The 19,965-nt window shown below is 72.6% G+C and carries 18 protein-coding genes; 7 read left to right on the top strand and 11 right to left on the bottom strand.

What is annotated here, in order from left to right; translation table 11 throughout:
- Nucleotides 1-23 precede the first annotated feature (23 nt).
- Nucleotides 24-1,262: a GNAT family N-acetyltransferase gene (locus ACWDYJ_RS16635; protein WP_451566274.1), complete on the top strand. Its 1,239-nt coding sequence runs from the start codon at nucleotides 24-26 to the stop codon at nucleotides 1,260-1,262.
- Between the two features lie 124 nt (nucleotides 1,263-1,386).
- On the top strand, nucleotides 1,387-1,986 hold the full coding sequence (idi, locus tag ACWDYJ_RS16630) for an isopentenyl-diphosphate Delta-isomerase (protein WP_451566265.1): 600 nt from the start codon (nucleotides 1,387-1,389) through the stop codon (nucleotides 1,984-1,986).
- Between the two features lie 12 nt (nucleotides 1,987-1,998).
- Here the strand turns inward: idi and ACWDYJ_RS16625 are convergent, their stop codons facing one another.
- A complete protein-coding gene (locus ACWDYJ_RS16625) occupies nucleotides 1,999-2,496 on the bottom strand; it encodes an ATP-binding protein (RefSeq protein ID WP_451566273.1) in 498 nt (165 codons plus the stop codon).
- 130 nt (nucleotides 2,497-2,626) lie between these two features.
- Entirely contained in the window at nucleotides 2,627-3,298 is a 672-nt protein-coding gene (locus ACWDYJ_RS16620; protein WP_451566264.1) for an HdeD family acid-resistance protein, read from the bottom strand.
- An 80-nt stretch (nucleotides 3,299-3,378) separates the two neighbouring features.
- On the opposite strand from ACWDYJ_RS16620, the gene ACWDYJ_RS16615 reads away from it, so the two are divergent.
- Nucleotides 3,379-4,137 carry an enoyl-CoA hydratase/isomerase family protein gene (locus ACWDYJ_RS16615; protein ID WP_451566263.1) on the top strand — a complete coding sequence of 253 codons (759 nt, stop codon included), beginning with the start codon at nucleotides 3,379-3,381 and terminating at the stop codon, nucleotides 4,135-4,137.
- Here ACWDYJ_RS16615 and ACWDYJ_RS16610 read toward each other — a convergent pair.
- Complete coding sequence (locus ACWDYJ_RS16610; protein WP_451566262.1) at nucleotides 4,115-4,750, bottom strand: DJ-1/PfpI family protein; 636 nt, start codon at nucleotides 4,748-4,750, stop codon at nucleotides 4,115-4,117. The two genes, ACWDYJ_RS16615 and ACWDYJ_RS16610, sit on opposite strands and share 23 nt — an antisense overlap.
- Nucleotides 4,751-5,108: 358 nt before the next feature.
- The gene (locus ACWDYJ_RS16605; RefSeq protein ID WP_451566261.1) at nucleotides 5,109-6,092 is read right to left on the bottom strand and encodes a GlxA family transcriptional regulator; all 984 of its coding nucleotides are present in this window, start codon (nucleotides 6,090-6,092) and stop codon (nucleotides 5,109-5,111) included.
- Between the two features lie 102 nt (nucleotides 6,093-6,194).
- Here ACWDYJ_RS16605 and ACWDYJ_RS16600 point away from each other — a divergent pair, with 102 nt between their 5' ends.
- Nucleotides 6,195-7,832, top strand: coding sequence for an ABC-F family ATP-binding cassette domain-containing protein (locus tag ACWDYJ_RS16600; RefSeq protein ID WP_451566260.1), 1,638 nt, complete (start codon nucleotides 6,195-6,197; stop codon nucleotides 7,830-7,832).
- Nucleotides 7,833-7,840: 8 nt separating this feature from the next.
- On the opposite strand, the gene ACWDYJ_RS16595 is transcribed toward ACWDYJ_RS16600, so the two are convergent.
- The 5 genes from ACWDYJ_RS16595 to ACWDYJ_RS16575 form a co-directional block, all read right to left on the bottom strand.
- Entirely contained in the window at nucleotides 7,841-8,614 is a 774-nt protein-coding gene (locus ACWDYJ_RS16595; RefSeq protein WP_451566259.1) for an SDR family NAD(P)-dependent oxidoreductase, read from the bottom strand.
- On the bottom strand, nucleotides 8,611-9,819 hold the full coding sequence (locus ACWDYJ_RS16590; protein ID WP_451566258.1) for an MAB_1171c family putative transporter: 1,209 nt from the start codon (nucleotides 9,817-9,819) through the stop codon (nucleotides 8,611-8,613). Before ACWDYJ_RS16590 ends, ACWDYJ_RS16595 begins: the two co-directional genes overlap by 4 nt.
- Nucleotides 9,809-10,315, bottom strand: a complete 507-nt coding sequence (locus ACWDYJ_RS16585; protein ID WP_451566257.1) for a hypothetical protein — start codon at nucleotides 10,313-10,315, stop codon at nucleotides 9,809-9,811. Before ACWDYJ_RS16585 ends, ACWDYJ_RS16590 begins: the two co-directional genes overlap by 11 nt.
- A 233-nt stretch (nucleotides 10,316-10,548) precedes the next feature.
- Nucleotides 10,549-13,077, bottom strand: a complete 2,529-nt coding sequence (locus tag ACWDYJ_RS16580; RefSeq protein ID WP_451566256.1) for a Tex family protein — start codon at nucleotides 13,075-13,077, stop codon at nucleotides 10,549-10,551.
- Between the two features lie 150 nt (nucleotides 13,078-13,227).
- A complete protein-coding gene (locus ACWDYJ_RS16575; RefSeq protein ID WP_451566255.1) occupies nucleotides 13,228-14,091 on the bottom strand; it encodes an SCO6745 family protein in 864 nt (287 codons plus the stop codon).
- Between the two features lie 217 nt (nucleotides 14,092-14,308).
- Between ACWDYJ_RS16575 and ACWDYJ_RS16570 the strand changes: the two genes are divergently transcribed.
- Nucleotides 14,309-15,838, top strand: a complete 1,530-nt coding sequence (locus ACWDYJ_RS16570) for a M1 family metallopeptidase (protein WP_451566254.1) — start codon at nucleotides 14,309-14,311, stop codon at nucleotides 15,836-15,838.
- Between the two features lie 13 nt (nucleotides 15,839-15,851).
- On the opposite strand, the gene ACWDYJ_RS16565 is transcribed toward ACWDYJ_RS16570, so the two are convergent.
- Complete coding sequence (locus ACWDYJ_RS16565; RefSeq protein WP_451566253.1) at nucleotides 15,852-16,751, bottom strand: oxygenase MpaB family protein; 900 nt, start codon at nucleotides 16,749-16,751, stop codon at nucleotides 15,852-15,854.
- A 130-nt stretch (nucleotides 16,752-16,881) separates the two neighbouring features.
- Between ACWDYJ_RS16565 and sph the strand changes: the two genes are divergently transcribed.
- A complete protein-coding gene (gene sph, locus ACWDYJ_RS16560; RefSeq protein WP_451566252.1) occupies nucleotides 16,882-17,886 on the top strand; it encodes a sphingomyelin phosphodiesterase in 1,005 nt (334 codons plus the stop codon).
- Nucleotides 17,887-17,994: 108 nt separating this feature from the next.
- Nucleotides 17,995-18,660: an HAD family hydrolase gene (locus ACWDYJ_RS16555; protein WP_451566251.1), complete on the top strand. Its 666-nt coding sequence runs from the start codon at nucleotides 17,995-17,997 to the stop codon at nucleotides 18,658-18,660.
- Here the strand turns inward: ACWDYJ_RS16555 and ACWDYJ_RS16550 are convergent.
- Nucleotides 18,641-19,870 carry a transcriptional regulator gene (locus ACWDYJ_RS16550; RefSeq protein WP_451566250.1) on the bottom strand — a complete coding sequence of 410 codons (1,230 nt, stop codon included), beginning with the start codon at nucleotides 19,868-19,870 and terminating at the stop codon, nucleotides 18,641-18,643. The two genes, ACWDYJ_RS16555 and ACWDYJ_RS16550, sit on opposite strands and share 20 nt — an antisense overlap.
- Nucleotides 19,871-19,965 lie beyond the last annotated feature (95 nt).

Here is a 19,965-nt window from a genome sequence, read left to right as displayed (position 1 = left end):
ACGACGGCGTCTTCGCCGCGTTCATGGAGCTGCACCGAGGTCTGCCCCGGCAGTCCCCCGGTTCCGACACCACCACCCGCCACCTGCTGTCCCTGTGCGCACCGCTGCCCGAGCGGCCGCGCGTCCTCGACCTGGGCTGCGGTCCGGGCCGCAGCGCTCTGCTGCTCGCCGCCGAGGCGGGGGGCGCGGGCCTCGCCGAGGTGACCGCGATCGACCTGTACGAACCGTTCCTCGACGAGCTGCGCACGGCCGCCGGGGTCCGCGGGCTCGGCGACCGCGTCCGGGCCGTGACGGGCGACATGGGCGCGCTGCCCTACGAGGACGGCTCCTTCGACCTCGTCTGGGCGGAGGGCTCCGCCTACATCATCGGCTTCGACCGGGCGCTCGCGGAGTGGAAGCGGCTGCTCGCGCCCGGCGGCACGCTCGTCCTGAGCGAGTGCGGCTGGACCACCGAGAAGCCCTCGGCCGGGGCGCGGGCGTTCTGGGATCCGCGGTTCCCGCTGCGCTCCACCGCCCGCAACATCGCGGCCGCCCAGGCCGCCGGGTACCGGGTGCTGGGCGTGCGTCGGCAGCCCGACTCCGACTGGGCCGAGTACTACGGACCGCTCGGCGAGCGGGTCCGGTCCCGGAAGGCCTCGACTCCGGCGGAGGCGGCCGCGATCGCCGCCACCCGCGAGGAGCTCGACGTACGGGTACGGCACGGGCACGAGTACGGCTGCACCGGCTACGTGCTGAGCCCGGTGACCGCCGGGGACGGCGGCCCCTGGCGGGCCCGGCCGGAGACCGCGGCCGACGAGGCGGCCGTACGGGCCGTCAACCTGGCGGCGTTCGAAACGCCGCTGGAGGCCGACCTCGTGGACGCGCTGCGCTCCGACGCCTCCTGGCTTCCGGGGCTCTCGTACGTGGCCGAGGGTCCGGACGGGTCTGTGGCGGCGTACGCCCTGCTGACCCGGTGCGAGGTGGACGGCGCACCGGCGCTCGCGCTCGCGCCGGTGGCCACCGATCCCGCGCTCCAGCGCTCGGGCGCCGGAAGCGCCGTCGTACGGGCCCTGCTCGCGGCGGCCCGGGAACGGGGGGAGGCGCTGGTCCTGGTCCTCGGGCATCCCGGGTACTACCCGCGCTTCGGCTTCGTGCCGGCCTCGCGGTTCGGGATCCGGGCGCCGTTCGAGGTGCCGGACGAGGCCATGATGGCGCTGGTGCTGGACGACTCCGTACCGGTTGCGGCGGGCAGCATCGCGTATCCGGCTCCGTTCGGCGTCTGACCCGTGGGTCCGCCGCCCGTCGCCTATCACGCGACGGGCGGCGGACATGCGCGGACGGCTGAAGTGGGGACAAGCCTCCTTTGTACGGCAGACTGAAGGCCGAAGCCCGAAGCGAAGGATGGGTATGCCGACCACACAAGCCACCGCCGCGCACGGCGCGTCCGCCGGCACCGGTACTCAGGAATCGATCATGCTCGAACTGGTCGACGAGTCCGGCAACACCATCGGCACGGCGGAGAAGCTCTCCGCCCATCAGGCGCCCGGTCTGCTGCACCGGGCCTTCTCCGTGTTCCTCTTCGACGAGCACGGCCGCCTGCTGCTCCAGCGGCGTGCCCTCGGGAAGTACCACTCCCCCGGCGTCTGGTCGAACACGTGTTGCGGTCATCCCTACCCCGGTGAATCGCCGTTCGCCGCGGCGGCCCGGCGGACCCACGAGGAGCTTGGGCTGTCGCCCTCGCTGCTCGCGGAGGCGGGGACGGTGCGCTACAACCATCCGGACCCGGCGTCCGGGCTGGTGGAGCAGGAGTACAACCACCTGTTCGTGGGACTGGCGCAGGCCGACCTGAGGCCGGACCCGCAGGAGGTCGACGACACCGCCTTCGTCACGGCCGAGGAGTTGGTGCGGCAGCACGCGCAGGTGCCGTTCTCGGCCTGGTTTATGACCGTACTGGACGCGGCCCGGCCCGCGATCCGCGAGCTGACCGGCCCCGCCGCGGGCTGGTAGTCCGCCGGTCTTTCAGGCGGTGGGGGTGCGCGGGGCGGCGAGCGGCAGGGCCGCCCAGATCACCTTGCCGCCGGTGGACGTGTGCTCGACGTCGCAGACGCCGCCCGCCTCCAGCGTGATCTCCCGGACGAGCAGCAGGCCCCGGCCGCCGGTCTGGCCGAAATCGGCCTCCAGCGCCTTGGGCCGGTACGGGTGGTTGTCCTCGACGGCCACCCGTACCCACTCGCGGCCCACGGCGACCTCGACGGCCACCTCCGGTGAGAGCAGCGCCGCGTGCCGGACCGAGTTCGTCACCAGTTCGGAGACGATCAGCAGCAGCGAGTACACCAGGTCCTGATGGGCCGGCACCCCCTGGCGGCCGAGCAGGTCACGGACCGCCCGGCGGGCCTGCGGAACGGATTCTTCTACCGCCGGCGCGGTGAACCTCCACACTCCCTCGTATGCGAGGGGGTCGGCCGGAGCCGGTACCTCGGCTTCCCTGGCCGGCGGGACACTCCCGCTGTCGTTCATCTTCCGGCCCCCGTCTTCGCACTCGATCGTCTCCACGTGCCAAGAGTGGGGAACAGCCCGGTCGGGGCCGGACCGCTGACAAGAAGTCAGCAGCAATCGGACACATTTTGACCGTTGGCTTATGACAGAGTCAGTTGTTCGACTGTTCCTGATCCGGCCGCGGTGCCTTCTCAGCCGCCGCGGGCGTCTCGTCCACCGCCTCCGGCCGGGCCGCCGCCACCTCGTCCTCCCTGACCAGGCCGATGATCCGCCGGGCGCCCATGCCCAGGGCCACCAGGCTCAGTCCGTCGAACAGCAGGGCGAGCGAGAAGAAGGTTCCGATCACGTACTGGCTGCTGCCGGGCCAGCCGGCGAGCACCAGGATGCCGAGCAGCACGCCGAAGGCGCCCTGCACGAGGGCGAGGACGAAGTTGGCGCCGCGCACCACGAGCGCGCCCGCCAGCCGGAACACCCCACCGGTCAGGAACAGCAGGGCGGCGAACATGGTCAGCGCCTCGGCGCTCGCCTCGGGACGGCGCAGGACCACGAGACCGGCGGCCAGGTTGATGGCGGCGACGATGACGGCGAGCCAGAAGTAGTTGCTCCTGCGCGACTGCACGGCCTGGGCCAGGCCGACCACACCGCCGATCAGCAGCAGCCAGCCGAAGAGGAACATCGACGTCAAGGTGGCCACGCCGGTGTAGATCAGACCCACCAGGCCGGCCAGCACGAGGACCACCCCGAGCAGGGCCAGCAGCCCGAAGCTGCGGCTGAGCTTCTTCTTCTCCCGCTTCTCCTGCGGGTCGGTACGGTCTGCGCCCATGGACGTGCCACCTTTCCGCACCCCCCGGGGTCAGGACTCCCTTGATCATAGGATCGGCGGCCCGGGATAGCATCCGGCGCATGTTCGCAGCCCAGGACGCAGCCCTCCTGCACACGGTCGCCGACGGGGTCGCCACCGTCACCATCTCGCACCCGGCCAAGCGCAACGCCATGACCGCCTCGATGTGGCGGGCACTGCCCGGTCTGCTGGCGGAGCTCGCCACCGACAGGGCCGTACGGGTGCTGGTGCTGACCGGGGCCGGTCCGACCTTCTGCGCGGGGGCCGACATCTCCTCGCTCACCGGGGACGAGGAGCCGCAGGCCCTGGCCGTGGCGGCGGAGGAGGCGCTGGCCGCGTTCCCGTGGCCGACGGTGGCGGCGATCCGCGGCTTCTGCGTGGGGGGCGGAAGCCAGCTGGCGGCCGCCTGCGACCTGCGGTTCGCGGAGGAGGGGGCGTCGTTCGGGGTGACCCCGGCGAAGCTGGGCATCGTCTACCCGGCGTCCTCCACGCGGCGCCTCGCCGGCCTGGTCGGCCCGGCGTGGGCGAAGTACCTGCTGTTCTCGGCGGAACTGATCGGCGCCGAGCCGGCGCTGCGGGCCGGTTTCCTGAACGAACTGCTGCCGGCGGGTCACCTGGACAAGCGGGTGGCCGAGTTCGCCCGCGTCCTGACCACCCGCTCGCGGCTGACCCAGGCCGCGGCCAAGGAGTTCGCGGACGGCCGCACCGACCGGGACGCGCACTGGGCGCGGCAGGCGGCCGGGAGCGGCGACACCGCGGAGGGTGTCGCCGCGTTCCTGGAACGCCGGGCGCCGGTGTTCAGCTGGCCGGGAGCGGATTAGCCGCGCGCAGCCGGGCCACGATCTCGGCCGGGGCCTTGTCCGGGGAACCGGCGTCGTAGGGCGGCTGGGGGTCGTACTCGCACATCAGCTGCACGGTTTGCGCGTACGTGTCGCCGGCGATCCGGCCGAGCAGGCCGAGGCCCATGTCGATGCCGGCCGACACCCCGGCGGCGGTGACGTACTTGCCGTCGAAGACCACCCGCTCACCGGTCGGTTCGGCGCCGAAGGGGCGCAGCTGGTCGAGGTAGAGCCAGTGGCCGGCGGCCCGCCGCCCGTCGAGCAGCCCGGCGGCGGCGAGCAGGAGCGAGCCGGTGCAGACCGAGGTCGTCCAGGTGGTGGTGGCGTCGACGGCGCGCAGCCAGTCGAGGACGACGGGATTGCCCATCTCCACCTCGGGGTGCGGCCCGCCGGGCACGATGACGATGTCCGGCCGGGTCACGTCACCGAGCGCCTTGTCGGCGACGAGCGCGAGCGCCCCGTTGTCGGTCCGCACCGGCCCGGGGCGCTCGGACACGAACACGGTCTCGACGCCCTGGAGCCGGCCGAGGGTCTCGAAGGGCCCGATGGCGTCGAGGGCGGTGAAGCGGTCGTAGAGCAGTACGGCGATCTGCATGGCTCCTCCGGAGCGGTTCAGGGATGGACGGCCCCACGCCGGTGCGCGGACCGATGGAGTGCTGGGCCGACTGACGAACCCCCGGACCCGGTCCGAGCTCGGGGTCCGAAGGGCGTGGCCCCCGGCCGGTCCGGGGTCGGGACGGTCCGGGGCGCAGCCCGGGGTCGGGGCCCGGGGTCGGGATCCGGGGTCGGGGCCCGGGGTCGGGGCCCGGGGTCGGGACCAGGGTCGGGGTCCGGGGCGCAGCCCCCGGTTTCGGGAAGGGGCGGGGCGGGGGGCGGCTCCGCGCAGCGGCCCCCGGCCGAGCCGACGGTCAGGGCACGGGGCCGGAGTCCGGACCGGGGCCGGGCCCCGGGGGTCAGGGGGGCGGCGGGGCCGGCGGGCCTGGTGGCCCGAAGCGGCGACGATATTCGGCCGGGGACTGGCCGAGGGTTTTGACGAAGGCCCGCCGCAGCGCCTCCGGGGTGCCGTAGCCGCAGTCCCGCGAGATCTGCGCCACGCCCTCGCGGCTGTCCTCCAGCAGCCGCCGCGCGTGCTCCACCCGCACCCGCTCGACGTACCGTCCCGGCGTCACCCCCGTCTCCGCCTGGAAGGCCCGCGCGAAGTGCCGCGGCGACAGCGTGGCCCGCGCCGCCAGTGCTTCCACGCTGAGGTCCCCGTCCGGGTGCTCGGTGATCCACTGCTGCACGTCCCGCAGCGGTTCCCGCCGCGCCGTCTGCGCCGCCAGCTGCGCGCTGAACTGCGCCTGGTTCCCGGGCCGGCGCAGGAACACCACCAAGTGCTTCGCGATCAGCAGCGCCACGTCCCGCCCGAAGTCCTCCTCCACGAGCGCCAGCGCGAGGTCGATGCCGGCGGTCACCCCCGCCGAGGTGGCCACGGGACCGTCCCGGACGAAGATGGGGTCCGCTTCCACGGACACGGCCGGGTAGTCGCGCGCCATCTGCTCGCAGACGTACCAGTGCGTCGTGGCCCGGCGGCCGTCGAGCAGCCCGGCCTCCGCCAGCAGGAGTCCGCCCGTGCACACGGACACCAGGCGCTCCGCGCGTCCCCCGTACGCGCGGAGCCAGTCGGTGAGCCGGGGCTCGAAGTCGCCGGTGTACTGGCCTCCGGGCACCAGCAGCGTGGTCCCCGGCCCGGGCCGGGCGCTCTCCAGGTCCCCGTCGGGGACCAGGGTCAGCCCGCTGTTCGTCCGTACCGGCGCCCCTGCGAGGGACACGGTCCGGATCGCGTACCGGCCCTCCCCCGGGCACCGCCCGACCGCGCTGAACACCTCGACGGGGCCGGTCACGTCCAGACTCTGAAGGCCGTCGTAGAGGACGACCAGCACGTTTCGCGACGACATGCCTCCATGGTGTGACCCACCGCCCATGGCCGCAATGACGTGCATCCCACCTATCCGGCCACGGGGCCCCGCCCCGCGGCCCGCGGATAGGATCGGGGCATCATGACTGCAACCCTCGTCGCCAAGAACCTCACCGCCGCGCACGGTGAGCGCACGCTCTTCGCCGGTCTCGACCTCGTCGTCGCGCCCGGCGACGTCATCGGACTCGTCGGCGTCAACGGCGCCGGGAAGTCGACCCTGCTGCGGCTGCTCGCCGGGCTGGACACCCCCGAGACCGGTGAGCTGCGGCTCTCCCCGCCCACCGCCGCCATCGGGCACCTCCCCCAGGAGCCCGAGCGCCGTCCCGGGGAGTCGGTCCGGGACTTCCTCGCCCGCCGCACCGGCGTGGCCGCCGCGCAGGCGGAGCTCGACGCGGCCACCCAGGGGCTCGTCGACGGCACCCCGGGCGCGGACGACGCGTACGCGGACACCCTCGACCGCTGGCTGGACCTCGGCGGCGCGGACCTCGACGAGCGGGCGCTGGAGGTCGCCGGTGAGCTGGGTCTGGAAGTGAGCCTGGACCTGCCGATGACCGCGCTGTCCGGCGGCCAGGCCGCCCGCGCCGGTCTCGCCTCCCTCCTGCTGTCCCGGTACGACGTCTTCCTCCTCGACGAGCCCACCAACGACCTGGACCTGGCCGGCCTGGAGCGGCTGGAGCAGTTCGTCAAGGGGCTGCGCGCGGGTACCGTCGTCATCAGCCACGACCGCGAGTTCCTGACGCGGACCGTCACCAAGGTCCTCGAACTGGACCTGGCGCAGCAGGAGATCAACCTCTACGGCGGCGGCTACGACGCCTACCTGGAGGAGCGCGAGCGGGCCCGCAACCACGCCCGCGAGGAGTTCGACGAGTACGCCGACAAGAAGTCCGCCCTCGAAGGCCGGGCGCAGATGCAGCGCAACTGGATGGACAAGGGCGTGCGCAACGCCCGCCGCAAGGCGTCCGACAACGACAAGATCGGCCGCAAGCTGCGCGGCGAGTCGAGCGAGAAGCAGGCCGCCAAGGCCCGCCAGACGCAGCGCGCGATCGAGCGGCTGGACGTCGTCGACGAGCCGCGCAAGGAGTGGGAGCTGCGCATGGAGATCGCGGCGGCCCCGCGCTCCGGCTCGGTCGTCGCCACCCTGCGCGAAGCGGCGGTCAAGCGCGGGGACTTCCGTCTGGGCCCGGCCAGCCTGCAGATCGACTGGGCGGACCGGGTCGCGATCACCGGGGCCAACGGCGCCGGGAAGTCCACCCTGTTGGCCGTGCTGCTCGGCCGCCTCGCCCCGGACTCCGGCGCGGCCACCCTCGGCTCCGGCGTGCTGGTCGGCGAAGTGGACCAGGCGCGCGGGCTGTTCCTCGGCGACGAGCCGCTGCTGGAGGCGTTCTGCGCGGCGGTCCCGGACACTGAGCCCGCCGAAGTCCGCACGCTGCTGGCCAAGTTCGGCCTCAAGGCGGCGCACGTGCTGCGCACGGCGGCGAGCCTCTCGCCCGGCGAGCGCACCCGGGCGGCCCTGGCGCTGCTCCAGGGCCGCGGGGTGAACCTGCTGGTGCTGGACGAGCCCACCAACCACCTCGACCTGCCGGCGATCGAGCAGCTGGAGTCCGCCCTTGACGCCTACGAGGGCACCCTGCTGCTGGTCACCCACGACCGCCGCATGCTGGAGGTGGTCCACGTGACCCGCCGCCTGGAGGTCGCGGACGGCAGGGTCACGGAGCTGTAGCCGCCGCCCTACTGGCCCGGAGGCCGGCGGGTGCGGGCCAGCTTGCGGGCCACGAAGGTGCGCGGGAGGTGGCGGACGGCGAGGGCGTACGTCCGGTAGTGGCGGCCCGTGACGCTGAGCGGCCGGCGGCGGGCGAGGTCGCGCAGGGCCTGGGCCACGACCGCCTCCGGCTCCAGCCAGACCGCGTCGCGCAGGGCGCTGACGTCCATCCCGGCACGCTCCTGGAACTCCGTGCGGGTGAAGCCGGGGACCACCGCCATCACCCGTACGCCGTACGGCTCCATGTCCACCCGCAGCGACTCGCTGAAGGCGGTCACCCAGGCCTTGGCGGCCCCGTAGGTCCCCGTCGGCAGCAGGCCCGCGACGGAGGAGACGTTGAGGACCGCGCCCCGGCGGCGCTCCCGCAGGCCGGGCAGAGCTGCGTGGGTGAGCCTGAGCGGGACCTTGACCAGCAGGTCGAGCATCCGCTCCTCGTCCTCGACCGGGTTGTACGGGAACGGCGCGGGCAGCCCGAATCCGGCGTTGTTGACCAGGATGTCGACGGGCCGGGCGGTGTCGGCGAGGCGTTCGGCGACCGCCGCGCACTCCCCCGCGTCCAGCAGGTCGGCGGGCAGCACCTCGCAGGCCGCCCCGAACTCGCCCGCGAGCTGCCGGGCCACGGCCTCCAGGCGGTCCTTGTCCCGGGCGACGAGGACCAGGTCGCAGCCCTTGGCGGCGAAGCCGCGCGCGAAGGCCGCGCCCAGTCCGGCGCTGGCTCCGGTGATCAGAACGGTCGTGCTCACGTGCGGTCCACTTCCTGCTTCTCACTTGCTACGAAGGCGGTCGTCTCGGGCGAGGCGTAGGCCTGGGCGACGTCCACCAGGAACCGCGCCTCGTCCTCCACGTCGCCGCCCTCCGCGGACGTCTGGATCGCGGCGGGCAGCTCCAGCCCGGCCGTATCGCCCGGCCGGCCCGTCCTTCCGGCGAGCTTCGCCTCCCGCGCCTCCTTCAGTACGCAGGCCAGCGCGGCCGCCGTCCGCCGCTGCTCGGGGATCCCGCTCCCGGCGACATGGCTGCGCGCGAGCTCGGGGACGCCCGGGGCCACGTACTCGCCCAGGATCAGGATCGCGTCGCGCGTCTCGATGACCTTGCGGTAGACAAGCAGGTTGCGCGGCACGGGCGGCCACAGCAGTTCCAGCACCCGCCCGGCGCGCGGCTGGGAGAGGACCACGTGCGGGACGGCCTGGACGAGGTCCCGCCACAGCGGCCACAGCCGCCAGGCGGTGACGGTGTCGGTGGTGGTGCGGCGCAGCGTGAACAGCGTCGGCACGAGGATCGCGGCGGCGCGGATCAGGCCGTGCAGGTTCATCAGCAGGGGCATCGCGGGCATCGCCCAGGTGCTGCCGAAGAGGCCCTTGAGCAGGTAGGCGAACCAGAACAGGCCGGCCAGCGCGGTGCCGAGGCCGAACAGGCGCAGTCCGGCGGCCAGTCCCCGGCTCTCGGCGCGGCGGCTGTAGCGCCAGCACACGAAGACGCAGATGGTGTTGGCGGTCAGGTGGGCGGAGATCAGGACGAGCCAGTACGCGAGGGAAGGCACCGGGTCGCCGGAGGGCGGCATGGTGTGCGTGCCGTGGTCCGGCGCGGCGGCGTCCAGGACGAGGAGAGTCCCCAGCCACAGCACCGTGCCCGCCCAGGAGGCGCGTTGGAGTACGCGGCCCCGGGTGGCGGCGGCCACGAAGTAGAGCACCGCGCCCGCCGACAGGACGCCGATGAGGTTGCGGACGAGGCCGACGGTGTGCGCGTAGCCGGGGTCGCGGCTCATCGCGTACGTGACGACGGCGGGCAGGTTGAGGGTCATCGCGGCGGCGGCGGTGGCGACCGCGAGCCAAAGGCCGCGCTGGTGCGGGGAGCGCAGGGCGCCGGGGGCCCGCAGCAGGACCGCGATCCACAGGCACACCACGCTGGGGACGGCGAGCCAGTCGCCGATGGCCATGAGGTCAGCTGCCATCGCGCGGACCCCGCTCGTAGCCCATGGCCGACTCCAGCCGGGCGAGGGCGCCCCGGGGAGCGGTGGTGTGCCCGGAGCGGCCGGAGCCCGAGGTGCGGGTGCGGATCATGCTCGCGAGCATCTCCGCCTCCTGCTCCTGGCGGGTGCTGTAGTTGGTGCGGCCGAGGACGACGGGGGCCCGGCCGTCGATCTCCTCTCCTTCCAGCGAGTGGTGGCCGAAGAGGATGTGGCCGAGCTCGTGGAGCACGATGTGCTCCTGGTGCAGCGGGGTGGTCTGGGACTCGTAGAAGACGTAGTCGACGGTCGCGGTGCCGACCCACAGTCCGCAGACGCCGGATTCCGCCGCCTCCCGGGGCAGCGGATGCAGGCGTATGGGACGGGCCCGCTGGTCGGCCATCCGGGCGCACAGGCTGTCGAGGGAGAACGGATGCGGCAGATCCAGATGGCTGAGAATGATCTCGCATCGTTTGCGCAGGCTGAGATTCCGATAGGGCATGTGTTCCCTCTTCGGATCCTTTCTCGGGCAGCGTCGGTAGGCGTGCGTGGGCATCGACATAACGTCCTCTGCCTGGAGGCGGCCTCGGGAGTGCGGTCCCGGAGGGGAAATGCGGAAGCCCGTCCGCGCGTGACGAACGGGCGTTCCACCATCCCTACAGATCCTTTACGGGAGTTGGCAAGAGAAGTCCCCAGGTGGGGTGCCTATTCGGCCATTCCTGCCGACCCCGCTCACTACCGCTTGCGGCGCTCCTCGGGGCCGGTGAGACCGGCCCGGCGCAGGGCGTCGGCCATGGCGCTGTTGGCGGGCGCGGGGGCGCCGGAACGCTGCCCGCCCTGAGCCGGAGCACCTTGGCCGCCCTGCCCTCCCTGGCCTCCCTGCCGCTGTCCGCCGCCGGGCCGGCCCTGACCCTGGCCGCGCTGACCGCCCTCGCCACGCCGGCCGCCCTGACCGCTGCCCTGGCCGCCGCCCTGACCGCCCTGGGCCGCCGGGCCGCGCTGCTGCGGGGGCCGGCCGCCGCCCCGCCGCTCCTCCCGCTGCCTGGGGGCGCCGGCAACGGCACCGGCACCGCGCTCCGCCCCGGCCTCGTCCTCCAGCCGCAGCGTCAGCGAGATCCGCTTGCGCGGGATGTCCACCTCCATCACCTTGACCCGGACGATGTCGCCCGGCTTCACCACGTCCCTCGGGTCCTTGACGAAGGTCTTCGACAGGGCGGAGACGTGCGCCAGGCCGTCCTGGTGGACGCCGACGTCGATGAAGGCGCCGAAGGCGGCCACATTGGTGACGACACCTTCCAGGATCATCCCGGGGGCCAGGTCGCCGATCTTCTCCACGCCCTCCTTGAAGGTCGCGGTCTTGAAGGCGGGGCGCGGGTCCCGGCCGGGCTTCTCCAGCTCGCGCAGGATGTCCGTGACCGTCGGCAGGCCGAAGGCCTCGGTGACGAACTGCTCCGGCCGCAGGGAGCGCAGTACGGCGGTGTTCCCGACCAGGGACGCCACTTCGCCGCCCGCCGTCTTCCCCATCGCCCGGACCACCGGATAGGCCTCGGGGTGCACGGCCGAGGAGTCCAGCGGGTCGTCACCGTCACGGATCCGCAGGAAGCCCGCGCACTGCTCGTACGCCTTCGGACCCAGCCGGGCCACGTCCTTGAGCCCCTTGCGGCTGCGGAAGGGGCCGTTGGCGTCGCGGTGGGCCACGATGTTCTCGGCGAGCCCGCCGCTGATGCCCGACACCCGGGAGAGCAGCGGCGCGGAGGCCGTGTTGACGTCCACACCGACACCGTTCACGCAGTCCTCGACCACCGTGTCGAGCGAGCGGGACAGCTTCGTCTCGGAGAGGTCGTGCTGGTACTGGCCGACGCCGATCGACTTCGGGTCGATCTTGACGAGCTCGGCGAGCGGGTCCTGGAGGCGGCGGGCGATGGAGACGGCGCCGCGCAAGGACACGTCCATCTCCGGGAGTTCCTGCGAGGCGAAGGCGGAGGCGGAGTACACGGAGGCGCCCGCCTCCGAGACCATCACCTTGGTCAGGCCCAGGTCGGGGTGGCGGGTGATGAGGTCGGCGGCCAGCTTGTCGGTCTCGCGGGAGGCCGTGCCGTTGCCGATCGCGATCAGTTCGACCGCGTGCTCCTTGGACAGGCGGGCGAGCTTGGCGAGGGACTCGTCCCACTTGTTGGCGGGAACGTGCGGGTAGATCACGTCCGTGGCCACGACCTTGCCGGTCGCGTCGACGACCGCCACCTTGACGCCCGTACGGAAACCGGGGTCCAGGCCCAGCGTCGCGCGGGTGCCGGCGGGGGCCGCGAGCAGCAGGTCGCGCAGGTTCGCCGCGAAGACGCGTACGGCCTCCTCCTCGGCGGCGGCGCGCAGCCGGGTCCGCAGGTCGATGCCGAGGTGCACCTGGATCTTCGTACGCCAGGCCCAGCGGACGGTGTCGGCCAGCCACTTGTCGCCCGGACGGCCGCGGTCGCTGATGCCGAAACGGCGGGCGACCATCCCCTCGTAGGTGGAGGGGCCGGGGGTTGCCGTGTCTTCGCGGTCCTCCGGCTCCAGGGTGAGGTCGAGGACGTCCTCCTTCTCGCCGCGCAGCATGGCCAGGACGCGGTGCGAGGGCAGCGCGGTGAAGGCCTCGGCGAAGTCGAAGTAGTCGGCGAACTTGGCGCCCGCCTCCTCCTTGCCCTCGCGGACCTTCGCGGCGAGCCGGCCGCGGCCCCACATGCGCTCGCGCAGCTCGCCGATCAGGTCGGCGTCCTCGGCGAACTTCTCGGTGAGGATGGCGCGGGCGCCCTCCAGCGCGGCGGCCGGGTCGGCGACGCCCTTGCCGGCGTCCACGAACGCGGCCGCCGCCACGGCCGGTTCCACCGACGGATCGGCCAGCAGGCCCTCGGCGAGCGGCGCCAGGCCGGCCTCGCGGGCGATCTGGGCCTTGGTGCGGCGCTTGGGCTTGAAGGGCAGGTAGATGTCCTCCAGCCGGGCCTTGGTGTCGGCCGCGTTGATCCGGGCCTCCAGCTCGGCGTCGAGCTTGCCCTGCTCCCGTACGGAGTCGAGGATCGCCGCGCGCCGGTCCTCCAGCTCGCGCAGATACCGCAGCCGCTCCTCCAGGGTGCGCAGCTGGGCGTCGTCGAGCATCTCGGTCGCTTCCTTGCGGTAGCGCGCGATGAACGGGACGGTGGAACCGCCGTCGAGCAGCTCGACGGCGGCCTTGACCTGCCGCTCCCGTACGCCGAGCTCCTCGGCGATCCTGCCTTCGATGGACATCGTCACTGTGCGGTCCCGCCTGCCTTCGTTTGCGTGGAAGGCTGCCAATTGTGGCAGGTGACGGTGACGGACGTCGGGAACCGGTGCCCGTCACCGTCGGGTCCGGTGTCAGGCCCGGCGTCAGGCCCGGTGCCAGGCCCGGTGCCAGGCCCGGTGTCAGGCCTTGCCGAAGAGGTCGCGGGGGAAGGCCCCGGCGCCTATGGCCTTCTTGACGAAGGCGCCGCCCAGTTCGCCGAGCCGGGCCAGGCCCGCCGCACCGAGGTGTTCGTACGGGGCCGCGTCGAGGCGGTCGGTCTCGGCCTCCAGGTGCTCGCGTACGGCCCTGCCCTCATCGGTGAGCTCGCCGGCCGCGTCCAGGACGCCGCGGGCGCGGAGCCGGTCGGCGGCGGCGTCGAGGTCGCCCTGGTCCCAGCCGCGGATGGCCTTGACCCACTTCGGGGCCATGCCGCGGCCGGTGGCGGTGTGGCTGACCAGGGCTTCGAGCGGGTCGATGCCGGTGAGCAGCAGGGCGGCGAGGTGGCCGTCGCCACGGTGCTCGCGCAGCAGGGTGGCGGCGTGCCACAGCCGCAGGTGCGGCTCCTCGGGGACGGGGAGGTCGGCGTGGGCGGCGTAGAGGGGCCGGGCGTGCCGGGTGCAGCCCTCGGCCGCGCGGAGGGCCAGGTCGGCGGCTTCGGCCAGCTCCGGGGAGGCGATGGTCTCGGCCCCGAGCAGGCGGCGCAGGGTGGTGTCGACGGCGCGCAGCCGGGCGGCGAGGACCTGCTCGGGCGAGGCGGTGTCCCAGACGGCGGGGAGGTGCGCGGCGACCAGGTCGTGGCGGTAGTTGTAGAAGGTGGCGGTCACCGTGCCGGGGCCCACGGCGCCCATGGCGGCGGAGCGGGCGGCGAGGTTGACGGCGACGGGGTGCGTGATGCCGAGGCCGGCGAACTCCTTGGCGGTGTCCCGCGAGAAGTAGGCGGTCGAGTGCAGCGGGTTGATCGCGGCGTGCCAGCACTGCCGTGCGGCGAGCGGGGGAAGCGTCATGCGGGCCAGGTTACCGACTGCTCAGTATGTCGTGAAGGCGCGGCGGCCCGTGGGCGCGAGCGCCGCGTGCGGCACGGTCGTTCTCACGGGCGTTTTTCGGACGCGTGGCGATCATGTGTCGGCAGCGGCCATGGACATGACGTGGGGCGCCGCGCGTGAATACGGTCGACCGACGAGACCTTGAACCGACGTGTCTCCCCTATCACTTGGAGCCTTCGTGCACCGCAAAGTCATCGCCCCGAGCGTGCTCGCCGCTTCCCTGCTGCTGGTGATCCCGGCGTCGGCGGCGAGTTCCGGTCCGGGTGCCCCGGGTATCGGCGACCCCTATTACCCGGCCAGCGGCAATGGCGGATATGACGTGTCACATTACGATTTGCGCCTGAAGTACCAGCCCACCACCGACCTCCTCGAAGGCACCGCCACCCTCCTGGCCACCGCCCAGCAGGACCTGTCCCGCTTCAACCTCGACTTCGGGCTCAAGGTCAGCGAGATCCGGGTCAACGGGGCCACGGCGAAGTTCGCCACCTCCGGCACTCAGGAGCTGGAAGTGACCCCGGCCAAGCCGGTGGCACGCAACACGCCACTGACCGTGGTCGTCAAGTACGCGGGCAAGCCCTCGGAGTTGAAGGTGGACGGCTGGACGGCCTGGCACCGTACGCCCGACGGCGGCGTCGCCGCGCAGGAGCCGGATTCGGCCATCTGGTGGTTCCCGAGCAACGACCACCCGCTGGACAAGGCCACCTTCGACGTCTCCGTCAACGTGCCGGACGGCACCCAGGCGATCAGCAACGGCGTGCTCCAGTCGCAGACATCGCGCCTGGGCTGGACCCGGTACAACTGGCGGTCCAACAAGCCGCAGGCCACGTATCTCGCCACTCTGGCCGTCGGCAAGTTCGACATCACCACCGACAGGACGGCGAGCGGGCTGCCGGTCCTCAACGCGTACAGCAAGGACCTCGGCGACAACGCGGGCGCGGCGCGCGCCAGCGTCGAGCGGACGGCCGAGGTCGCCGAGTGGCTGGAGGGCCTCTACGGGCCGTACCCCTTCAACGCGCTGGGCGGCTACGTGCCGAACGTGAGCGCCGGCTTCGCGCTGGAGACGCAGACGCGGCCGTTCTACGGTCCGCGCCAGTTCCAGAACGGCGCCAACGTCTCCGTGGTCGTGCATGAGCTGGCCCACCAGTGGTACGGCGACAGCGTGTCCGTCGAGGGCTGGAAGGACATCTGGATCAATGAGGGCTTCGCCCGCTACAGCCAGTGGCTGTGGTCGGAGAAGGAGGGCGAGGGCACGGCGCGGGAACTGGCCGACTGGGCCTACTCCGTACGCCCGGCCGAGGACGCGTTCTGGCAGGTGAAGCCGGGTGACCCGGGCCCGGACAACCAGTTCCACCTGGCCGTCTACGACCGCGGCGCGCTCGCCGTGCAGGCGCTGCGCAACGAGATCGGCGACGAGAAGTTCTTCCGGATCCTGAAGGGCTGGCCGACCGAGCGGGCCTACGGCAACGCCGGGGTCGGGGACTTCGTCCGGTACGCGGAGAAGATCTCCGGCAAGCCGCTGGCCCAGCTGTTCGAGACCTGGCTCTACACCTCGGGCAAGCCGGAGGCTTCCGCGCTGAAGGGCGCGGCTGCGGATCCGACGGCCCGCTCGCTCCAGACGGCCCCGGCCCGGCCCGTCGAGCCGAAGTCCTGGAAGAAGATCGCCGAGACGAACACGGTCCACGACCACGGCCACGACGACGGCCACTGAGGTCTGAGGCCCGTCAGCGGGCGGCGGCGCGCCATCGGGCCCGCGCCGCCCGCGCGATCGGCAGGTACCGCAGCCGCTCCGGCAACAGCGGTACGAGGAGCCGTACGACCGTACTGAACCGCCGGAGCCTGCGCTCCTGGGCGGGGCTCCACTCCAGCCCGATCGCGGCGCGCGCCTCGGGCGGCATGTACCCGACGGTGACGAAGGCACGCAGGCGCAGGAACGCCGAGCGCAGTACCGGCCAGGTGAGCCGCAGCAGCAGCCGCACGGCCGGGGATCCGGCGTCGGGCCGGGGCAGGTCCACGTCGGTGGCGACGAGTTCACGGGCGACCTCGGTCGGCTCGATCTCCTCGGCCAGCATCCGGCGGTAGTACTCCCAGTACTCCTCGATGCTCCGCGGCATGTCCCGGTCGCGCAGCCCGAGGATCCGGCCGACCTGGAGCCACTCCTGGTAGAGCTGCCGTTCCTGGGCGGGGGTGAAGGGGCGCAGCAGGTAGCGCCCGGCGTAGAGGTAGACGGGGAAGCCGGTGGCGTGCACCCAGGCGTAGCAGGCGGGGTCGAGCGCGTGGTAGGGCCGTCCGCGGGTGTCGGTGCCCTGGATCCGCTGGTGGAGGCGGCGCACCCGGCGGCCCTCCTCGACGGCCTCGGTCCCGCCGTACACCCACAGCTGGACGGAGCGCAGTGAGCGTTCGCCGCGCCCCCAGGGGTCGGTGCGGAAGACCGAGTACTGGTCGACGCCGGCTCCGATGGCGGGGTGCGCGACCTGCATGGTGAAGGCGGCGGGCAGCATCAGCAGGGCGCGGACGTCTCCGGCGATCGTCCACAGCACGCCGCCGGGCGGCGGCGGCTCGGGATCGGTCCGCGGCTGCGCCTGCGCCTGCCCGCCGGGGCCGGCCCGCGTCGTCTTCTTCATGTCTCAAGTATGCGAGCGCGAGAAGTCCTCGGTCCCGACAGAAAGTCTTGTCCTGGGTGTTACCCGAAGGTAACCGCGGCTGCTTGGATGACGGAGCCGATCTTCCCCCCGCAGGAATGATGGAGACTCCATGCCGTACACCGAGTACCGCCGCCACCGTGCCGCCGCCGCGGCCGTCGCCGCGATCGCCGCCGGCGCCCTGGCGCTCACCACCGCGCCCGCCGCCACGGCCGCGGCCGGCGCAGCCACGGACAGTGCCGCCGCCCCGCGGCTCAGCGTCCTGTCGTACAACGTGTTCCTCATGAGCAAGAACCTCTACCCCAACTGGGGCCAGGACCACCGGGCGGCGCAGATCCCGCGGACCTCCTTCTACCAGGGCCACGACGTCGTCGTGATCCAGGAGGCCTTCGACAACGCCGCCTCGGACGCGCTGAAGGCCAACTCGGCCTCGCAGTACCCGCACCAGACCCCGGTCGTGGGCCGGAGCACGACGGGTTGGGACGCCACGGGCGGCGCGTACTCCTCCACCACCCCGGAGGACGGCGGCGTCACGATCCTGAGCAAGTGGCCGATCGTGCGCAAGGAGCAGGTCGTCTACAAGGACGCCTGTGGCGCCGACTGGTGGTCCAACAAGGGCTTCGCCTATGCCGTGCTGGACGTGAACGGCGCCAAGGTGCACGTCGTCGGCACGCACGCCCAGTCCACCGACCCGGGCTGCGGCGCGGGCGAGGCGGCCGAGATGCGCGCCCGCCAGTTCCGCTCCATCGACGCGTTCCTGGATGGGAAGAACATCCCGGCGGGCGAACAGGTCATCGTGGCGGGCGACATGAACGTCGACTCCCGCACCCCCGAGTACGCCTCCATGCTCGCGAACGCCGACCTGGCCGGCTCCGACACGCGCACGGGCCACCCGTACTCCTTCGACACGGCGATGAACTCGATAGCGTCCTACCGCTACCCGAGCGACCCGCGCGAGGACCTGGACTACGTCCTCTACCGCAAGGGCAACGCCCGCCCGGCGGGCTGGGAGAACAACGTGGTCAAGGAGCAGTCGGCCCCCTGGACGGTCTCCAGCTGGGGCACGTCCTACACCTACACGAACCTTTCGGACCACTACCCCGTCATCGGACGCTGACCTCGGGGCCAACTCGTCGCGACGGAGGTCAGCAGCACACCGCCCCCTTCCGCCTACGGGCGGGAGGGGGCCCTTTCGAGCGTCCGGGCCCGTGACTAGGCTGCATGCATGACGATTCGCGCTGTGGTTTTCGACGTCGGCGAGTGCCTCGTAGACGAGACACGGGAGTACGGCACGTGGGCCGACTGGCTCGGCGTCCCGCGTCACACCTTCGCCGCGATGTTCGGCGCGGTCGTAGCGCAGGGCCGCGACTACCGCGAGGTCTTCCAGGAGTTCCGGCCCAGCTTCGATCTGACCGAGCAGCGGGAGACTCGCGCGGCCGCCGGCCAGCCGGAGCACTTCGATGAGTCCGACCTCTACCCGGACGTCCGACCCGCCCTTGCGCAGCTGCGCGCCGACGGGCTGTGGCTCGGCATTGCCGGGAACCAGACCGTGCGCGCGGGCGGAATCCTGCGATCCCTCTTCACCAGGGACGTCGACCTGATTGGCACCTCGGACGACTGGGGGGCCAGCAAGCCCGACCCGGAGTTCTTCGTCCGCGTGGCCAAGGTCGTCCCGTTCGCGCCGGACGAAATCCTCTACGTCGGTGACCGCATCGACAACGACCTCCGCCCGGGAGCCGCTGCGGGCATGCACACCGCGCTGATCCGTCGGGGACCATGGGCCACCATCCAGTGGAACACCGAGGAGGCCCGAACGCTGCCGACATTCCGCATCGACAGCCTCGCCGAGCTGCCGGGCCTGATCTCCGAGTTCAATTCGCGAGCGCGCTGACCACCGCTCCCCACCCGTACAGCCGGTCATCGAGATTGCGGACGCACTCCTGGTGCTGCCACGGCACGAGGGCGCGCCGCACCTCGCGGACCCGCTCCAGGCCCGTGGCGTACCAGTGCCGCTCCAGCATCTCGAGTGCCCGAAGCGCGTACCCGGCGGCGGCTTCCGGCTGCCCTGCGGCGGCCTCGACCGTGCCGAGGTCGCCGAGGATGACCGTGCGCTGCTTGTCCGCGTCGGCCGGGAGTTCCTCCAGCACGCCGAGCAGCGTCGCACGGGCCTGCGGCAGATGCCCGGCGGCCAACTGGGTGTTGCCCTTGAACGCGGCCAGACGGACAGGGCTGAACCAGTCCATCCACTCCGGGTTCTGGTGCTCGCCGCCGGCCGCGAGAACGTCCTCTCCGTGCGTGATGAGGTTGAGCGCGGTGCGGGTGCTGCCGCACCGGGTCTCGCACTCGGCCTCGACCGCGTCCAGCCACGCCAGGAACTCGGGGCTCGCCGGGCCTCGCCGGGCGTACGTCCGGGCCGCGACCATCCGCTCAGCGGCGGCCTCACGCTGGCCAGCCCATCCGGGGATGAAGGCCATGTGCGCCAGGACGGCGGAACCGAGCAGCGCGTCGTCTGCCTCACCCGCGGCCTGGAGCGCCCGGACCCACGTGTCGCCCGCGCGGGACGGCTCGCGCAGGTCGAAGAATTCCACCCGCCCAGCCAGAAGCCACGACTCGGCGAGGGCGGCCGCGAGCATCTGTCGGGTCCGCCCGGCGGTGGCCGCCAACAGCTGCTCGCCCAGCGCCGCGTGTGCGCCGACTGCCGGGTGGAGTGTTGCCGGGGCGACAGTCCAGTACAGGCGCCGGTGTGCGCGGGTGACCGCAAGATAGTCGTCGGCCGCGCTGGCCGGCTGGGGCGCGTTCGAGGTCCGTACCGGACCGCGGTTGGCCGGGGCGAGGGAGCTGGCAGCGGTCCTGTGTTCGTGCTCACCGCCAGCCGCTGCTTCAAAGCCGAGCTGCTCGAGCGGCTGGCCGAGCAGGTCCGTGAGCGCGCGACGTACGTCCGGGTACGGAAGTGGCGGTGACGCTGATTCCCACCGGCCAACCTGCCGTCGGCCGACGACGATTCCACGGGCGCTCAGCGCGTCGATGAGATCCTGCTGCGAGCGGTAGCCAGCTGCGAGACGCGCGGCCCGCAGTTTCGGGTTGCCGGTCGGTCGCGGCATTCCAACCTCCTCATATCGGTGGGTAGATGTCCACTGTGACAGGAAGTCGCCTCGGCTGGGACTGTTCACCAAGACGGGCGCAAAGAAGTCCCATT

The sequence above is a fragment of the Streptomyces sp. NPDC003042 genome (assembly GCF_053591315.1).
The sequence above is the reverse complement of the archived record's forward strand: the minus strand, read 5'-3'. Positions and strand labels throughout refer to the sequence as shown.